This window comes from Shewanella sp. Pdp11 (assembly GCF_002838165.1).
Taxonomy (GTDB): Bacteria; Pseudomonadota; Gammaproteobacteria; order Enterobacterales; family Shewanellaceae; genus Shewanella; species Shewanella hafniensis.
Genome location: NZ_CP015194.1, coordinates 4,280,176 through 4,296,060, shown reverse-complemented (window position 1 = coordinate 4,296,060; position 15,885 = coordinate 4,280,176). Strand labels below are relative to the sequence as shown.

13 protein-coding genes are annotated in these 15,885 nt (G+C 45.5%); 10 read left to right on the top strand and 3 right to left on the bottom strand.

Annotated features, from left to right (window positions below; genetic code table 11):
* Positions 1 to 2: 2 nt before the first annotated feature.
* The 7 genes from AYJ58_RS18880 to deoD all read left to right on the top strand — a co-directional run bounded on the left by AYJ58_RS18880 (position 3) and on the right by deoD (position 8,200).
* Positions 3 to 767, top strand: a complete 765-nt coding sequence (locus AYJ58_RS18880; protein WP_198555695.1) for a TatD family hydrolase — start codon at positions 3 to 5, stop codon at positions 765 to 767.
* Between the two features lie 176 nt (positions 768 to 943).
* A complete protein-coding gene (locus tag AYJ58_RS18875) occupies positions 944 to 2,203 on the top strand; it encodes a NupC/NupG family nucleoside CNT transporter (RefSeq protein WP_106651301.1) in 1,260 nt (419 codons plus the stop codon).
* Positions 2,204 to 2,554: 351 nt separating this feature from the next.
* Positions 2,555 to 3,463, top strand: a complete 909-nt coding sequence (locus AYJ58_RS18870) for a nucleoside-specific channel-forming Tsx family protein (RefSeq protein WP_106651300.1) — start codon at positions 2,555 to 2,557, stop codon at positions 3,461 to 3,463.
* A 424-nt stretch (positions 3,464 to 3,887) separates the two neighbouring features.
* A complete protein-coding gene (deoC, locus tag AYJ58_RS18865) occupies positions 3,888 to 4,658 on the top strand; it encodes a deoxyribose-phosphate aldolase (RefSeq protein WP_006086931.1) in 771 nt (256 codons plus the stop codon).
* A 184-nt stretch (positions 4,659 to 4,842) separates the two neighbouring features.
* Positions 4,843 to 6,174 carry a thymidine phosphorylase gene (deoA, locus tag AYJ58_RS18860; RefSeq protein WP_106651299.1) on the top strand — a complete coding sequence of 444 codons (1,332 nt, stop codon included), beginning with the start codon at positions 4,843 to 4,845 and terminating at the stop codon, positions 6,172 to 6,174.
* A 9-nt stretch (positions 6,175 to 6,183) separates the two neighbouring features.
* Positions 6,184 to 7,398, top strand: coding sequence for a phosphopentomutase (locus tag AYJ58_RS18855; protein WP_106651298.1), 1,215 nt, complete (start codon positions 6,184 to 6,186; stop codon positions 7,396 to 7,398).
* A gap of 91 nt (positions 7,399 to 7,489) precedes the next feature.
* Positions 7,490 to 8,200 carry a purine-nucleoside phosphorylase gene (gene deoD / locus AYJ58_RS18850; protein WP_006082701.1) on the top strand — a complete coding sequence of 237 codons (711 nt, stop codon included), beginning with the start codon at positions 7,490 to 7,492 and terminating at the stop codon, positions 8,198 to 8,200.
* A gap of 96 nt (positions 8,201 to 8,296) precedes the next feature.
* On the opposite strand, the gene AYJ58_RS18845 is transcribed toward deoD, so the two are convergent.
* The gene (locus AYJ58_RS18845) at positions 8,297 to 9,331 is read right to left on the bottom strand and encodes an AhpA/YtjB family protein (protein WP_157825796.1); all 1,035 of its coding nucleotides are present in this window, start codon (positions 9,329 to 9,331) and stop codon (positions 8,297 to 8,299) included.
* A gap of 79 nt (positions 9,332 to 9,410) precedes the next feature.
* On the opposite strand from AYJ58_RS18845, the gene serB reads away from it, so the two are divergent.
* Together serB and AYJ58_RS18835 are read left to right on the top strand one after the other, a co-directional pair.
* Complete coding sequence (gene serB / locus AYJ58_RS18840; RefSeq protein WP_106651296.1) at positions 9,411 to 10,391, top strand: phosphoserine phosphatase SerB; 981 nt, start codon at positions 9,411 to 9,413, stop codon at positions 10,389 to 10,391.
* A 115-nt stretch (positions 10,392 to 10,506) separates the two neighbouring features.
* Positions 10,507 to 11,502: an alpha/beta fold hydrolase gene (locus AYJ58_RS18835; RefSeq protein ID WP_106651295.1), complete on the top strand. Its 996-nt coding sequence runs from the start codon at positions 10,507 to 10,509 to the stop codon at positions 11,500 to 11,502.
* Here the strand turns inward: AYJ58_RS18835 and AYJ58_RS18830 are convergent.
* On the bottom strand, positions 11,499 to 13,880 hold the full coding sequence (locus tag AYJ58_RS18830) for a PilZ domain-containing protein (RefSeq protein WP_106651294.1): 2,382 nt from the start codon (positions 13,878 to 13,880) through the stop codon (positions 11,499 to 11,501). The two genes, AYJ58_RS18835 and AYJ58_RS18830, sit on opposite strands and share 4 nt — an antisense overlap.
* A 103-nt stretch (positions 13,881 to 13,983) precedes the next feature.
* On the opposite strand from AYJ58_RS18830, the gene radA reads away from it, so the two are divergent.
* Positions 13,984 to 15,348, top strand: a complete 1,365-nt coding sequence (radA, locus tag AYJ58_RS18825) for a DNA repair protein RadA (protein WP_006082696.1) — start codon at positions 13,984 to 13,986, stop codon at positions 15,346 to 15,348.
* A gap of 81 nt (positions 15,349 to 15,429) precedes the next feature.
* On the opposite strand, the gene AYJ58_RS18820 is transcribed toward radA, so the two are convergent.
* Positions 15,430 to 15,801: a PilZ domain-containing protein gene (locus AYJ58_RS18820; protein WP_006082695.1), complete on the bottom strand. Its 372-nt coding sequence runs from the start codon at positions 15,799 to 15,801 to the stop codon at positions 15,430 to 15,432.
* Positions 15,802 to 15,885: the final 84 nt, after the last annotated feature.

Sequence of the window (15,885 nt, the reverse complement as noted above, 5' to 3'; positions counted from 1 at the left end):
CAGTGATTGATACCCACGCACATCTAGATTTTGCCGAGTTTGATCTTGACCGCGATACTGTAGTGCAGCGAATGCACAGTGTTGGGGTTAATAATCTGATTATTCCTGGCGTGTCCCCGCAACACTGGCACAAACAGCTCGCTGTTGCCGCACAATATCAAACCTATTTTGCCCTTGGTATCCATCCTTGGTTTTGCCCAGAGAATGTTGATGCAGGGATCTTAGCATTAACATCTAAAGTTGCCGCGTTGCTCGAATGTCCTCGTTTTGTTGCTATTGGTGAATGTGGCTTAGATAAACTTTACTCCGCTACTTGGCCGCAGCAGTTAGCGTTTTTTGAGGCGCAATTGACGTTAGCTAAATCCGTTAATCTGCCGGTGATTATTCATAGTGTTAAAGCGCATCCCGAGGTTTTGGCCTGTTTAAAAAAGTATCAATTGCCTAGAGGCGGTGTGATACATGCTTTTTCTGGCAGTGTTGAGATAGCACAGGAATATATCAAGTTAGGTTTTAAGCTGGGAATTGGTGGTTTGATTATGAATTCCAATGCCAAAAAATTACTCAAAACAGTCACTGAACTCCCACTCGAACACCTCATACTTGAGACTGATTCTCCGGCAATGACGCCGATAAATGTTACTGAAAAACGTAACCAACCCGCTAACCTTGTTCTTTTTATAGACAAAATCGCTACTTTGCAAAAAAAATCAAGTGTTCTAATATCAGAACACTTGATGTCGAATGCTGCGCAACTGTTTGACCTTTAGTTGTTTTTAAATAAACAGGTGTAGGTCGCACTAGCATTCTCCACTAAGCGATTGAAATTAAACTCCAAAAATATGATCAAAACGACGATTTTCGACTTTGCCTCGGGTATAATCTGACTCGGAAATAGGTTGATTAACAACATAATTAAAAAGTGTTAACAATAGGGTGATGGTTAATGAATATATTGATGAGTTTAGTAGGGGTGGTCACCCTACTTGCGATAGGTTTCCTCCTATCGAATAACAAAAAAGCAATTAATTTACGTACAGTGGGTGGCGCGTTAGCTATCCAGGCCGCTTTCGGTGGTTTTGTACTGTATATTCCTGTTGGTAAAGACATTCTGAAAGGTATGTCTGATGCGGTTTCTAGCGTTATTGGTTACGCACAAAACGGTATCGGTTTCCTGTTTGGTGATTTAGCTAACTTCAAACTTGGCTTCATCTTCGCAGTGAACGTGTTACCCGTTATCGTGTTCTTCTCTTCTCTGATCGCGGTTCTATATTACTTAGGCGTTATGCAGTGGATCATCCGTATCATCGGTGGTGGTTTACAAAAAGCATTGGGCACAAGCCGTACAGAATCAATGTCAGCAACAGCTAACATCTTCGTGGGTCAAACTGAAGCTCCTCTGGTTGTTCGTCCATTCATCCCAACTATGACGCAGTCTGAACTGTTTGCGATCATGGTCGGTGGTTTGGCGTCAATCGCGGGTTCAGTATTGGCTGGTTACGCGCAGATGGGTGTACCTATCGAGTACTTAGTGGCCGCATCATTCATGGCAGCACCAGGTGGTCTATTAATGGCTAAACTGATGCACCCTGAAACTGAAGTTGCTAAAAATGACATGAGCGATTTGCCAGAAGATCCTGACAAACCAGCTAACGTGTTAGACGCAGCTGCGGCAGGTGCTTCATCTGGTATGCATTTAGCGTTAAACGTTGGCGCTATGTTGTTAGCCTTCGTTGGTTTGATCGCTATGATCAACGGTATCATCGGTGGTATCGGTGGTTGGGTGGGCATGCCTCAGTTAACACTTGAACTGATCCTCGGTTATGTGTTCATGCCTTTAGCATTCCTTATCGGTGTACCTTGGAATGAAGCATTAGTTGCTGGTTCTTTCATTGGTCAAAAGATCATTGTTAATGAATTCGTTGCTTACTTAAACTTTGCTCCATACCTGAAAGACATCGCTGATGGCGGTATGGTTGTGGCTGAAACAGGTTTAGCAATGACTGACAGAACAAAAGCGATTATCTCGTTTGCTCTGTGTGGTTTCGCTAACTTGTCATCAATCGCGATTCTGCTTGGTGGTTTAGGTGCAATGGCTCCTAACCGTCGTCATGATTTAGCTACTATGGGTATTCGTGCGGTTATCGCCGGCTCTTTAGCTAACTTAATGAGTGCGACACTTGCTGGTCTGTTCTTAGCTATCTAAGCAATGAACGGCAGTAGGGGGAAACCCCACTAACTGGGTCCTGACCATGCAGGGCGGGACCCAAGTTAATTCAACCATTTTCCAGTAGTGATTCCTGTAGTGAATAGTTTCTCCAATTTAAAAACACAGAATGCAACTGAGATGTCGCTGTCATTCTGTCTTAAATGTTGTAGTTCCACGGTTAAGTTAATTAATCGTAATGCAGAAGTCGCGACTTTGTTCACAATTAAGAATTTTGTGTTTGTGATTTTACGCTAGATTATTGAGATTTTATTTAATCTAGGTAGAATGCGAGCGCCACAAAAAGAACGCTACCCTCGATGGTAGTAAACAAGATAAATGGGGTTGATGATGAAAAACGTTAAAACTTTAGCTTTAGCCGCTACTGCTGTAGCTGCAATCTCTGGCAACGCATTTGCCGCTGATCGTTCTGATATCTACGCAACAGATTACAAGTGGATGCAGTTCAACGCTATGTATGCAATTGATGAACACCCAATTGCTCCAGGTGCCGATGCAGAACATAACTACCTTGAAATGGAGTTTGGTGGCCGTAAAGGTGTTGTTGACCTATATGGTTATGTTGATGTATTCAACTTAGCAAACAGCGGTTCTGGCGACAAAGTTGCTGGTGCAAGCAAAATGTTCATGAAATTTGCTCCACGTTTTTCACTGGATGCAATCACAGGATTAGATCTTTCTGTGGGTCCAATTCAAGAAGTGTACTTCTCTACTCTATTTAACTGGGGTGGTGGTGCAATTAAAGGTCAAAGCATTTCTTTTGATGTCGAGGATCATCCTGGTCCACAAAAAATCAATAACGCAGGCGATGTAAACATGTCGTTCTGGGGTATTGGTGCTGACGTTATGGTGCCTTGGTTAGGTAAAACGGGCATGAACTTATATGCTACTTACGATATCAATGCTAAGGATTGGAATGGTTACCAGTTTTCTGCTAACTGGTTCAAACCTTTCTACTTCTTTGATAACAAGAGCTTCCTGTCATTCCAAGGCTATGTTGATTATCAATTTGGCGCTGATGAAGTAAATGCCTATGACACAAATGGTGTTTATCAGAATACGACTTTTACCTCTAACGGTGGTAACGTGTTCTTTGGCCTATATTGGCATTCAGATAACTACGCTCTGGGTTATGGTCTGAAAGGCTTTAAAGATGTTTACCTGCTTAAAGACGGTGGCACTTTTGGTCTAGATACGACTGGTTGGGCGCATTACTTCACAGCTACTTACAAGTTCTAATTTCTTGTAATACTAGTTGCTTGTTGGAGCCGCATTATGCGGCTCCATCTTTGTTTTACCATGAGTCTTTATCTAAGCCTATTAGGCTAACAAGTGAGTTTATATAAAGGTTTGTGTTTTTCTCGCGCTAAAATGGATTTTTCGCGGAAAAGTAGGAGCAAGATTTTATTCGTATCCTCTCTTCCGGTCTTCAAGGATTCAAGTCGTGGTCACTTATAAGTTATTTTTTTAAGTGTCAGGATGCCTATTGCTCTTTATGACTTAGGCAAGATTGAATACCTACAACAAGGTAGTTTGTACAAGCAAATTACTCGGCACCGCCTGAAGGCCCGGCCATAAAAATAATCAAAATAATGCCACCTCTTAAGCGTTGCTTCTATGCGACTGATTTCTATTCATTTAATTTTTATTTTGGAGAGCTATTATGACTGATTTAAAAAAAGCAGCACAACGCGCCATCGAGTTAATGGACTTAACGACTTTGAATGATGACGACACAGATCAAAAAGTGATCGACCTGTGCCACAAAGCGAAAACGGCTGCAGGCAATACTGCCGCTATCTGCATTTACCCACGTTTCATCCCGATTGCACGTAAGACACTCGATGAAATCGGTGCTGAAGATATTCAAATCGCCACAGTGACTAACTTCCCCCATGGCAACGATGACATCGCCATTGCCGTGCTAGAAACCCGCGCTGCCGTTGCCTATGGTGCAGACGAAGTTGACGTGGTATTCCCATACCGCGCACTGATGGAAGGCAATGAAACCATTGGTTTTGAATTAGTTAAAGCCTGTAAAGAAGCCTGTGGTGAAGTCTTGTTAAAAGTCATCATCGAATCTGGCGTGTTAGCCGATCCTGCGCTTATCCGCCGTGCATCTGAGCTTTCAATCGATGCGGGTGCCGACTTTATTAAGACCTCTACCGGTAAAGTGCCTGTAAACGCCACACTCGAAGCGGCTGAAATCATGCTGACAGTGATCAGCGAAAAGAATACCCAAGTAGGTTTCAAGCCTGCCGGTGGTGTGCGTGATGCTGCCCAAGCGGCTGAGTTCCTCGGTGTTGCAGAGCGTATTTTAGGCGCTGACTGGGTTTCACCACGTACCTTTAGATTTGGTGCTTCAAGCTTATTAAACAGCTTGCTGCATACACTAGAACTGGCAGATGCGCCTAAGCCGACTCAAGGCTATTAATCGCAAACTATCGCTGATTAATACTATCAGCGTATAGCGAGCCTAATTAAGTGTGACCTAAATCTATTTGGCAAACTCAAAACTTCGATAGTATGAACTTGTAATATTGCTACAGTTTTGATGTTTCATTGCAAAGATAAGCACTAGCGACAGGGTTGTTAGTGTCTATCTTGGAGGCAGTATCATGTTTCTAGCTCAAGAGATTATTCGTAAAAAACGTAATGGTTTAGCGCTCAGTTCCGAAGAAATACAGTTCTTTGTTCAAGGTATCACCACCAACTCTGTATCTGAAGGTCAGATCGCCGCATTAGGCATGGCGGTGTATTTTAATGACATGAATATGGCTGAAAGAATCGCTTTAACGACAGCGATGCGTGATTCTGGCACTGTGCTTAATTGGCAATCATTGGGACTCAACGGTCCAGTTATCGACAAACACAGCACTGGCGGTGTGGGCGATGTGATTAGTCTGATGCTTGGCCCTATGGCTGCGGCTTGTGGTGGTTATGTGCCTATGATTTCTGGGCGTGGCCTAGGTCATACGGGCGGCACGCTCGATAAGTTTGATGCCATTCCGGGTTACCAAACTGAGCCATCAAGTGAATTGTTCCGTAAAGTGGTTAAAGACGTCGGTGTGGCGATTATTGGCCAAACGGGCGATCTCGTTCCTGCCGATAAACGCTTCTATTCTATTCGCGATAATACCGCCACAGTTGAATCCATTTCCCTCATCACAGCGTCGATCCTGTCTAAGAAATTAGCCTGTAATTTAGATGCGTTGGCGATGGACGTAAAAGTTGGTAGCGGCGCCTTTATGCCAACCTATGAGGCATCGGAAGAATTAGCTCGCAGTATCGCCGCCGTTGCAAATGGCGCGGGTACGAAAACGACGGCTTTGCTTACCGATATGAATCAAGTGCTTGCATCTTGTGCTGGTAATGCAGTTGAAGTGAAAGAAGCCATCGACTTTTTAACGGGGGCTTACCGTAATCCGCGTTTATATGAAGTCACTATGGGTCTTTGCGCTGAGATGCTGCTTCTTGGCGGTCTTGCAAGCAATGAGGCCGACGCTCGCGCTAAACTGAATCGTGTACTCGATAATGGCCGCGCCGCAGAGCTCTTTGGCAAGATGGTGTCGGGTCTTGGTGGTCCGGTCGATTTTGTTGAAAACTACAGTAAATACTTACCGCAGTCACAAATTATTCGTCCAGTTTTTGCCGATATGCAAGGTTATGCCTATAGCATGGATACCCGTGAATTAGGTTTAGCGGTTGTGACCTTAGGTGGCGGCCGCCGTAAGCCCGGTGATGCACTAGACTATAGTGTTGGCTTAACCCAAGTGTGTGCCCTAGGCGATAAAGTGGATTCATCTACGCCGATTGCCGTTATCCATGCACAGTCTGAAGCCGCGTTCGCTGAAGCGGAACTTGCGGTGAAAAAAGCGATTCACATTGGTGAAACTGCTCCAGAAAAAACACCTGAGATCTATACCTATATTCGTGCAGCGGATCTTTAAGGAAGAATTATGAAACGTACCATTATTATGATGTTGGACTCCTTTGGAGTCGGTGCTTCTGCAGATGCAGCAAGCTTTGGTGATGTCGGTTCCGATACTTTTGGTCATATTGCTAAAGCATGCGCCGAAGGCAAAGCCGATATTGGCCGTGAAGGTCCGCTGAAATTACCTAACTTAGCGCGCTTAGGTTTGGGTCATGCGGCGATGGAAAGCACGGGCGCCTTTGCCCCAGGTTTTGGCGATAATGTTGAGTTGATTGGTGCTTATGGTCATGCGCAAGAGTTAAGTTCGGGTAAAGATACGCCGAGCGGTCACTGGGAGATGGCGGGCGTACCCGTACTATTCGAGTGGGGTTATTTCAGCGAACACCAAAATTCTTTCCCTAAAGAACTGACGGATAAGATTTTAGCCCGTGCGGGTCTGGACGGTTTCTTAGGTAATTGTCATGCTTCTGGCACAACTATTTTAGAAGAGTTAGGCGAAGAGCACATGCGTTCTGGCATGCCTATTTTCTATACCTCAGCCGATTCTGTGTTCCAAATCGCTTGTCATGAAGAAACTTTCGGTTTAGAAAATCTCTATCGTCTTTGCGAGATAACCCGTGAAGAGTTAGAGCCTTACAACATAGGTCGTGTCATTGCCCGTCCATTTGATGGTACTGGCCCAAGTGACTTTGCCCGTACCGGCAATCGTAAGGATTATTCACTAGAGCCACCGGCAAAAACCGTATTAGACAAGCTGAAAGAAGCGGGCGGTGAAGTCGTGAGTGTGGGCAAGATTGCAGATATTTATGCTTACTGCGGTATCACTAAAAAAGTGAAGGCAAACGGTTTAGAAGCGCTTTTCGATGCGACCTTAGCCGAAGTCAAATCAGCGGGCGATAACACTATAGTGTTTACTAACTTCGTGGATTTCGACTCGCATTACGGTCATCGCCGTGATGTGGCAGGTTATGCCAAAGGGTTAGAATATTTCGATGCCCGTTTACCTGAAATGCTCGCATTATTGGGTGAAGATGATCTGCTGATTTTAACCGCGGATCACGGCTGCGATCCAACATGGCAAGGCACAGATCATACCCGTGAATATGTGCCAGTATTAGCTTTTGGCGCTGGATTGAAAGCCGGTTCTCTGGGGCGTCGTAATAGCTTTGCCGATATCGGCCAATCTATTGCAAGCCACTTTAAGCTTGAACCTATGGCCTATGGCGAATCGTTCCTTTAGGCAAATTAGCATTTATTTCGATTTGGCGGCTGACATTTGCCGCCAGTAAACAAAGACTTAAGTCTTAATAAAATAAACAGGGGTTATTTCGATGGCAACACCACACATTAATGCTGTAGAGGGCGCATTCGCTGAGACAATGCTGTTTCCAGGCGATCCATTACGTGCAAAATATATTGCTGAAACATTCTTAGAAAATGTTGAGCAAGTGACTGATGTTCGAAACATGCTAGGTTTTACTGGTACTTACAAAGGTAAGCGTATTTCAGTTATGGGTTCTGGCATGGGTATTCCTTCATGCTCTATCTATGCAACTGAATTAATTCGTGATTACGGCGTTAAAAACCTGATCCGTGTGGGTACTTGTGGTGCGATCAGCACTGACGTTAAAGTACGTGACGTGATCATTGGTATGGGTGCATGTACTGACTCAGCGGTTAACCGTTTACGTTTCAAAGGCCAAGATTTCGCTGCTATCGCTAACTATGAGCTGATGAATGCGGTTATCGAGTCTGCGAAAGTTCGTGGTACTAAAATTCGCGTAGGTAACATTTTCTCTGCGGACCTGTTCTACACTCCTGATCCACAAATGTTTGATGTGATGGAGAAGATGGGCGTATTAGGCGTAGAAATGGAAGCGGCTGGTTTGTACGGCGTTGCCCATGAGTTTGGTGCACGTGCCCTGTGCGTTGTGACTGTATCTGATCACATCCGCACCGGTGAAAAGACGTCTGCAGAAGAACGTCAAACCACATTCAATGACATGATTATCATGACATTAGAAGCGGCGATTACACTGTAACTGTTATTGTGTAAGAGTGTGCTACTGAAAAAAGGGTTCGCATTGCGAACCCTTTTTTTATGTCAATTTTTAGCGGCTTTTCTCTAGAAATTACGATTAACCTGTGGAATCTGTGTCGAGGTCGCTTGGTTCACTAGGGGTTTTTGGTGTTGAGGGTTCGGCTACCACGGCTGTTGCTTTCGTCGCCTGTTTTACTCGGCGGACACTTTTCACTTTAGGTTTAACCTTTACAGGTGTTGCTTGTTCCGCATCATTTATCGCGTTTTCAACTTGGTTGCTCGTTTCTAGCGTTAACGATTTTTCTGACGTTTTTTCGGCCTTAGTTTGCGCGCCTTTCTGAGTGAGCTTATCAACACGGGTCTCTGTCACTGCTTTTGGCGCCTTAGTGGATTTAGCCGCTTTTTCTTGTGGATTATCTGTGGTCGACACCGCTTGATCTTCAGTTAGTTCTTGCGCCAAACCATCATTAACACTTTCTGATGGCTCTTCTGCTGATGAGCGTTTTTTGGGTTTTTTCGGCGCTTGACGCAGCTTAACCCTAAAGCGGCGGCGGTCAAAATCGGCGCGTTTGAAAGACAAAGAGCGCGAAAGCAACATACCTATCAAGCCTGCAACCAGCAGCATGATTTGTTGTTGTTCCATGTTTAAATTGTGGGCCTCTTTGATTTCGTTGAAAAACAGCTTGGTATCGAGCCTGACTTCGACATAACCTAGATTTTTCCCTTCTTGGATCACGGGCTCTACATAGGGAGGATATTTGCTTAGTAGCAAATTCATTTCTTCCGAGTCAGGATCGACAACATCCTTAGTGATGCTTTGGGCGAAGGATAACCGCATGCCTTGGTCGCTGAAGATAGCCGCAGACATCACCTTAGGATCTTCGACTAAAGCGCTGGCGAGCCATTGCAACTGCTCATCATTTTGCAGTTGTAGTGCGGGCGCGGCTCCATAGGCGGTTTGCTGCACCAGTAATCTGGCCATCTTTTGAGTTTGGGACTTTAGAAGCAGCTGACCTTGTAGTAGGCTTGTCTGCCACAATTGCACTAAGCCTAATATCAAGGCGAAGGCGGCAGCAATTTGGATCAGTCTACTGATTTTATGGCTTTTCTTTAGCCCTTTAAGATATAACACTTTGACCCTTAAAATGTAGAGCGCTTGCCTAATCATAATTGATTCTGAGTGAGCCCGATAGTTGGAGAATTTAAGTCCGATGGAAAGCTTGAACCAAGATGCGCTTTTTTTGTGGTTAGTCTCTGACCATTCCCCAAGGTTTGAACGCCAAGGGCAAGTGTTTGAACGTTATCAAGAGTCAGCATATCCCGCTGGTGTTTCACGTGTGCGAATTATTTATCAAGATGCCGTGGTAGAGGGCGCAATATCGGCCTGGATTGCGGCATTGTCTTCGTCTGATGTTATCGGTATTTCACATATCGAACGCCAAGTCGGCTTACATTGTATTGAGTTGGCATTAGTGAATGTGCCTTCTCAGGCGCAGCTGGCGGCGTTTCCTCAGTCTTTGGCTGAACTGCATGTCATCAATTTTGATTTACCTCGTTTGAATCATCCCGGCTTATTAGTGATGGACATGGATTCCACGGCGATTCAGATTGAATGCATTGATGAATTAGCTGCTATGGCGGGCGTTGGCGAGCGCGTGGCGGCGATTACTGAACGTGCTATGCAAGGTGAGCTAGATTTTGAGCAGAGTCTGCGTCAGCGTGTGGCACAGCTTAAGGGCGCCGATGCCAGTATTATCAAGACCTTGTGCGACAACTTGCCTTTGATGCCTGGGCTTGAGCCTATGCTTTTAGAGCTTAAATCCCATGGCTGGCGTTTAGTGGTGGCATCTGGCGGCTTTACGCCTTTTGTGGGCCATTTAAGGCAGCTTCTAAACTTAGATGCGGCCTTTGCTAATGAGTTAGTGATCACTGACGGTAAACTTGCGGGTGAAGTAACAGGTAAAGTTGTGGATGCGCAGTTTAAAGCAGATGTGGTTGAGCGTTGCAGTGAGCAGTGGCAAATTCCAAAAGGCCAAAGCGTCGCGATCGGCGATGGCGCGAATGATATTCCTATGGTGATGGCAGCGGATTTTGGTATCGCTTTCCATGCCAAACCTAAGCTGGCAGCGGCGGCGGATGCCAATATTCGCCATCTCGACCTGCGGGTTCTACCTTATCTGCTACAAATCTAGGTTATTCATTTATTTAAATATAAGTCTGGATAGAAACTGAGTTAGAGCAATGACTCTTGTCTTTTATTGATGAGCTGGTAGTTTAGGGATATTGATAAACTACCAGTGACTCATTTTGACTCAGCTCGCCCAAGGCTCAACATCACCCATTTCACAGTCTTCAATCTACCTGCCGTACCGCGATGGTCAACTGCATCTACGCCAGTTATTACCGGCTGCGCCTGATTTTTCTAAGACGCCTATCCTCATGCTCCATGGCGCCATGTCTAACGGTCGGGTGTTCTATAGCCAAAGTGGCCGTGGCCTAGGTTGTTTTTTGGCTAAGGCGGGATTTGTGGTGTATGTGTTGGATACCGCTGGCAGAGGGCTCAGTTTGCCGAAAATCGATCGGGATTTTACCTTAGGGCAAGGTGAAGTGATCCGCGAGCAATTACCTTTAGTGCAGCAGGCGATTCTCGAGTTACATCAAAAAGCCTGCCAAGAACAGGCGGCTAAGCTTGATTGCAAAATCGTGCCGCCTTCGCAGGTGCATTGGTGCGCCCATTCATGGGGCGGGGTGTTAATGGCGAGCAGTCTGGCCCGTTATCCTGAGTTACAACAAAGTGTTCGTTCATTGCTGACCTTCGGTAGCAAGCGGACGATTCGGGTTAAATCCTTCAAAAAGTGGTTAATGGTTGATGTTTTTTGGAATCGTTTAGCGCCAGGTTTAGCTATGGGTCAAGGTTACCTTGCTGCCGACAAGTTGCGCATCGGTATGGACAATGAAAGCCGCGCCTCATTAGTTCAAAGTATCGATTGGGTGCGAGGAGATTGGCTCGATCACGACGATGGATTTGATTATGCGAAAGCGGCAACATTCGCTAATTGGCCACCAGCTTGGTTTATCTCAGGGCAGAGCGATACTGTGCTTGGGCATCCAGAAGATGTGGCTGATATGGTCGCAGAGTGCGGCTTTAAACGGGCGAAATCAACGCTTCTTTCTAAAGATAATGGTTTTAAACATGATTATGGTCATGCTGATATGCTGACGCATATAGATGCTAGCAGTGATCATTTTCCTAAGATTAGGGATTGGTATTTAAGTTTTGATCTGGCGGTATTAAACAATTAAGACTGCTTTTTATGGATTGCAGGGTATCTTAGTTCAACCTCTTGGGTGATATCTAACAGTTCACCGACACCAATTATCCGCCATAGCTGTTCTTCTAATTGTTTAGCTTTATGGTTTGCATGAATATTAATGTATTCCAATTCGCGACGCAGATAACTCATGTCTGGCTTCTCAGTCGCACCTCGGTAAACGCGTAGGGCGAGGAATCGGCCTAACGCTTTGCTCTGATTGATAAAGGTTATCTGAGCATCCACATCACCTACTTCTGTGGCTGAAGTGCATTTCAAAAAGATTTTGCCACGAGATTGACGTATCAACTGGACAAACACTTCAATGAAATCCATATCTTGCTGGGGTTTCATCTGGCGAATAGGTTCGAGGATATCCCGCTTAAAGAATCCATCCTTTAGCAGCGGTGCTAAATTATATTGCAGAGTATCTGACGTGCCAGCGGCAAAAATATCGCTGATCTCATCCTGTTGTGTACCTACGCCTAAACACGCGACTTGGGCCGATTTTGTCGTTTTTTCAACAAAGTAGGGCACAGAATGCAAATCATGCATCAAAATATTTTTTAAACCATCGGCAAGTTCATTCGCTTCACTATTGTTCTCAGTCAGTTGTTCTAACTTTTCCTTATTATGGGCAATCAGTTTATTTAAAAACTCGACCCCCACATGGGGTGTATGGCCCATGACTGCGGTTAAATGCAGCGTTACACCATTCTTACGGGTTCGCACTAAACGGTAAGGGAGATTATCTAACTGTGTTTTACCCGCAATGGTTTGTAGTTTAGGGAAGCTTAACAGTAGCGGTTTATTCGATGAGAACTCTGTCGGATTGTCTAAGGTTAATTGCATGCCACGGCTAGAGATATCTAAAGTAATGCCCGTGGCTTTTAGCTTGTCTTGCGTCACGTTGACTAAGGTTTTAAAGGCGAAACGAGCCTCTTGGCGTCGCTCGCTAAACTGCATGGAAACTAACTTAATTTGATTGGCGGTTAATCGTTGTTGACCAAAGGTTTTAAGGGCATTGGCATTACTGTTGTCTTGCCAGGCTTTGTAATGCCCTCTGGCATCTTCATTGCTGATATCGATGAGCTGCAGTAAATGACTAAACTGCGATAACTGCTGTTCGACAAGTGGGCTGAATTTAGCCTCATCGCCCGGCAGGGTTGCGCGGCGATAGCCCTTATCATGATAAATTTTATCTTGGGTAACTTTAAAGATCCGCCAGCTAGGTTTGGTCGATGCAAAGCCTAGGAATAAAGGCATCATGCCCTTAGCTTTAAGCTCCGCTAAGGTGGCAGAGTAAAAATATAAGCAGCCTTGGGCATTATAGGTAAAGCTAAAAAATAGCCCGTGGTCGGGATTTTCTGGATGACTCAGTAGTGCCGATACTCGGCTTGGGGTCAGCATGGCTGGTAATTGGCTGACATCATTTTCATCTTGAAAGTAATGCACTATCTGCTGGTTATCACGGCTGAGCAGCATGTGACTCAAACCTTGGGTTTGAGTATTGAAATACAAAGGCAAGTGGGGCAGGTGAGGTAAATAATGGCGTTCAAATCCGAGTCCTGTTGCACTCACTATCACATCATTGACATCGACCTTGTAACGCAGTTTATAGCCGCGGATTAAATTACCGAGCATTTCACTTAAGGCTTCGCTGCCACCAAGGCGTTTGAGCCTTAGCCAAATATATTCGCCATTGGTTTGGCTATCGACAATCTGATAATCCACGCCGAGCTGGAGATCGGGATAGTAAAACTCTTCACTGAGTTCCAGTAACTTAACTTTGAGTGGTTGGTCGAGATCGAAGGGATGATTGGCGGCTAGGCGAATACGGGCACCGCCAATAGATAAATCTGCCGTGATCCCAGGTACTTCACCTCGACCGGATTGTGATGCCGCAATGCGAATACTGTAATTCATCCGCTCCTCAGCGCGGTTGAAATAACTGCCCAATACTACGCCTGGCACCATAAAAGGTTCTGGCTCGGCGGCTTCAACCTGAGTCACACCTTGGCGTAATTTTACCCGACGCTGTTGATGGGCATTGAGCACATATTCATACACACCTAAGGTATATTGGTTGCGAAACAGTGACATGGCCTCATGCATACTGCTTTTGGCTGGCTCATCTAAAAAATGTCGCTGTTGACCTAACATGACTTCAGTACAAGGAAGCTCTGATTTATCCCTGAGATCGATAATTCGGGTGCAAGGCGAAGCCAAACGACTCAATTCCATTTTCACAAGAAAACGGGTCGAATTGGTTTCATCTATCGTCAGCTGCTGAAAAATCTCTTGGAAGTTAGGTTCCATGAGCAATGGCTTGAGCTGTTCGATGAGTGCACTGTGGTTATCTAGACTCATGTAGGGTTCTTTTCTAATGCTGATTTTATGCCGTGCTGTGTTAGTCTTATGTCGGCAGTATTCATCGTTACTTAAATTGATTTTATACAGATTTTAATAAGTTATGGCAAAGAATAAAACAGCGTACGTATGTAATGAGTGTGGACAAGACTTTCCCCGTTGGCAAGGCCAATGTAGTGCTTGTCAGGAATGGAATACGATTACTGAGGTCAGGCTCGGTGCGGCTTCTCCTGGGCGCAGCACTAAGTTTGTCGGTTACGCTGGTGCGAGCAGCAATGAAGTGAAGACATTAGATCAAATCGATCTCAATGCTCTGCCGCGAATATTGAGTCATTTCGGGGAGTTAGACCGAGTGCTCGGTGGCGGAATCGTGCCAGGTTCTGCCATTTTGATTGGCGGTCATCCAGGCGCGGGTAAGAGTACGCTTTTATTGCAAACCTTGTGTCATCTGGCCGAGCAAATGCCTGCACTCTATGTCACTGGTGAAGAATCCTTGCAGCAAGTGGCGATGCGCGCCCATCGTCTTGGTTTACCAACTAATAAACTGCGGATGTTGTCTGAAACCAGCGTTGAACAAATTTGCGAAGTGGCCCTCAAAGAATTACCAAAGGTCATAGTGGTTGATTCGATTCAAGTGATGCACATGAGCGATGTGGCATCGAGCCCAGGCAGTGTGTCGCAAGTACGTGAATCCGCCTCTTACTTAACGCGTTTTGCGAAGGAAAATGGTATTGCCGTGATCATGGTCGGCCATGTGACTAAAGATGGTAGTCTGGCGGGGCCTAAGGTATTGGAGCATTGTATTGACTGTTCAGTGATGTTCGAAGGCGATAGCGATAGTCGTTATCGCACCTTGCGTTCCCACAAAAACCGTTTCGGTGCGATCAACGAGTTAGGCGTATTTGCCATGACAGAGCGCGGCTTAAAAGAAGTCGCCAATCCTTCGGCAATTTTCCTTTCCCGTGGTGAAGAAGAATCTTCTGGCTCGCTTGTTATGGTGGTCTGGGAAGGCACACGGCCGCTACTGGTGGAACTGCAAGTGTTGGTGGATAACTCGGCCATGTCTAACCCCCGGCGCGTGGCGGTGGGTATGGATGCTAACCGTTTAGCTATGCTGCTTGCCGTGATGCACCGCCACGGCGGTTTACAGATGTCGGATCAGGATGTGTTTGTGAACGTGGTGGGCGGCGTGAAAGTGACAGAAACCAGTGCCGACTTAACGTTACTCTTGGCTATGGTATCGAGTTTTCGCGGTGATATTTTGCCTAGCGATTTAGTCGCCTTTGGTGAAGTGGGGCTATCGGGTGAAATTCGGCCTGTACCCAATGGCCAAGAGCGATTAATCGAAGCCGCTAAACATGGTTTTAAGCGCGCCATCGTGCCTAAGGCCAATGTGCCGAAAAAGCCTCCTGCGGGAATGGAGGTCGTGGGTGTGTCTAAGTTATCTGAAGCGCTAGAAGCGATTTAGCATCAAATGCTCGCGAGTGAGATTAATGCCAGCAAGCAAAACAGCGCCATTAGGCGCTGTTTGTGTTTATGAGCGAGTGTTTTAATCTGTGATATTGTGTTTTTCGATAAACAACATGAGTTCGCGATTCAGCAAGGAAGCATCGCCTAAGTTAAGCTCCACCATACGTTTTAGGTGGCTGATACTGTCGACATCGATAAAGTTACACTTCAAGCCTAATTGGGCATTTTTTTGATGGACCAACTCAGTTTCCATACGGATCTCGATGTCAGATTCGGGCAAGATAAAACTGAGGGTAATAGCATCACCCGAGTGGATAAAATTTTGCGGCTCTTCGACCAGGGCACCATTTAGACTCAAATCGAGAATGGTTGTCTCCCACTGTGCAACACCTTGTTGTAGATGTGCATTTGTGGCAAATAAAATCCGCGAAAACTTGCGCCTTTCGTCCATACCCAATCCTTTTTCTTTCATAGTCTGCTAAGTGTAGTCCCATCAGTGTCCCTAAGCATATGTTATATTGATGTGACTGTAAAA

Bases quoted from the DNA above. Each gene is read 5' to 3' on its own strand.
- AYJ58_RS18875 (WP_106651301.1), top strand. From the start codon at position 944: ATGAATATATTGATGAGTTTAGTAGGGGTGGTCACCCTACTTGCGATA.
- AYJ58_RS18870 (WP_106651300.1), top strand. From the start codon at position 2,555: ATGAAAAACGTTAAAACTTTAGCTTTAGCCGCTACTGCTGTAGCTGCA.
- deoC (WP_006086931.1), top strand. From the start codon at position 3,888: ATGACTGATTTAAAAAAAGCAGCACAACGCGCCATCGAGTTAATGGAC.
- deoA (WP_106651299.1), top strand. From the start codon at position 4,843: ATGTTTCTAGCTCAAGAGATTATTCGTAAAAAACGTAATGGTTTAGCG.
- AYJ58_RS18855 (WP_106651298.1), top strand. From the start codon at position 6,184: ATGAAACGTACCATTATTATGATGTTGGACTCCTTTGGAGTCGGTGCT.
- deoD (WP_006082701.1), top strand. From the start codon at position 7,490: ATGGCAACACCACACATTAATGCTGTAGAGGGCGCATTCGCTGAGACA.
- serB (WP_106651296.1), top strand. From the start codon at position 9,411: ATGGAAAGCTTGAACCAAGATGCGCTTTTTTTGTGGTTAGTCTCTGAC.
- AYJ58_RS18830 (WP_106651294.1), bottom strand. From the start codon at position 13,880: ATGAGTCTAGATAACCACAGTGCACTCATCGAACAGCTCAAGCCATTG.
- radA (WP_006082696.1), top strand. From the start codon at position 13,984: ATGGCAAAGAATAAAACAGCGTACGTATGTAATGAGTGTGGACAAGAC.
- AYJ58_RS18820 (WP_006082695.1), bottom strand. From the start codon at position 15,801: ATGGACGAAAGGCGCAAGTTTTCGCGGATTTTATTTGCCACAAATGCA.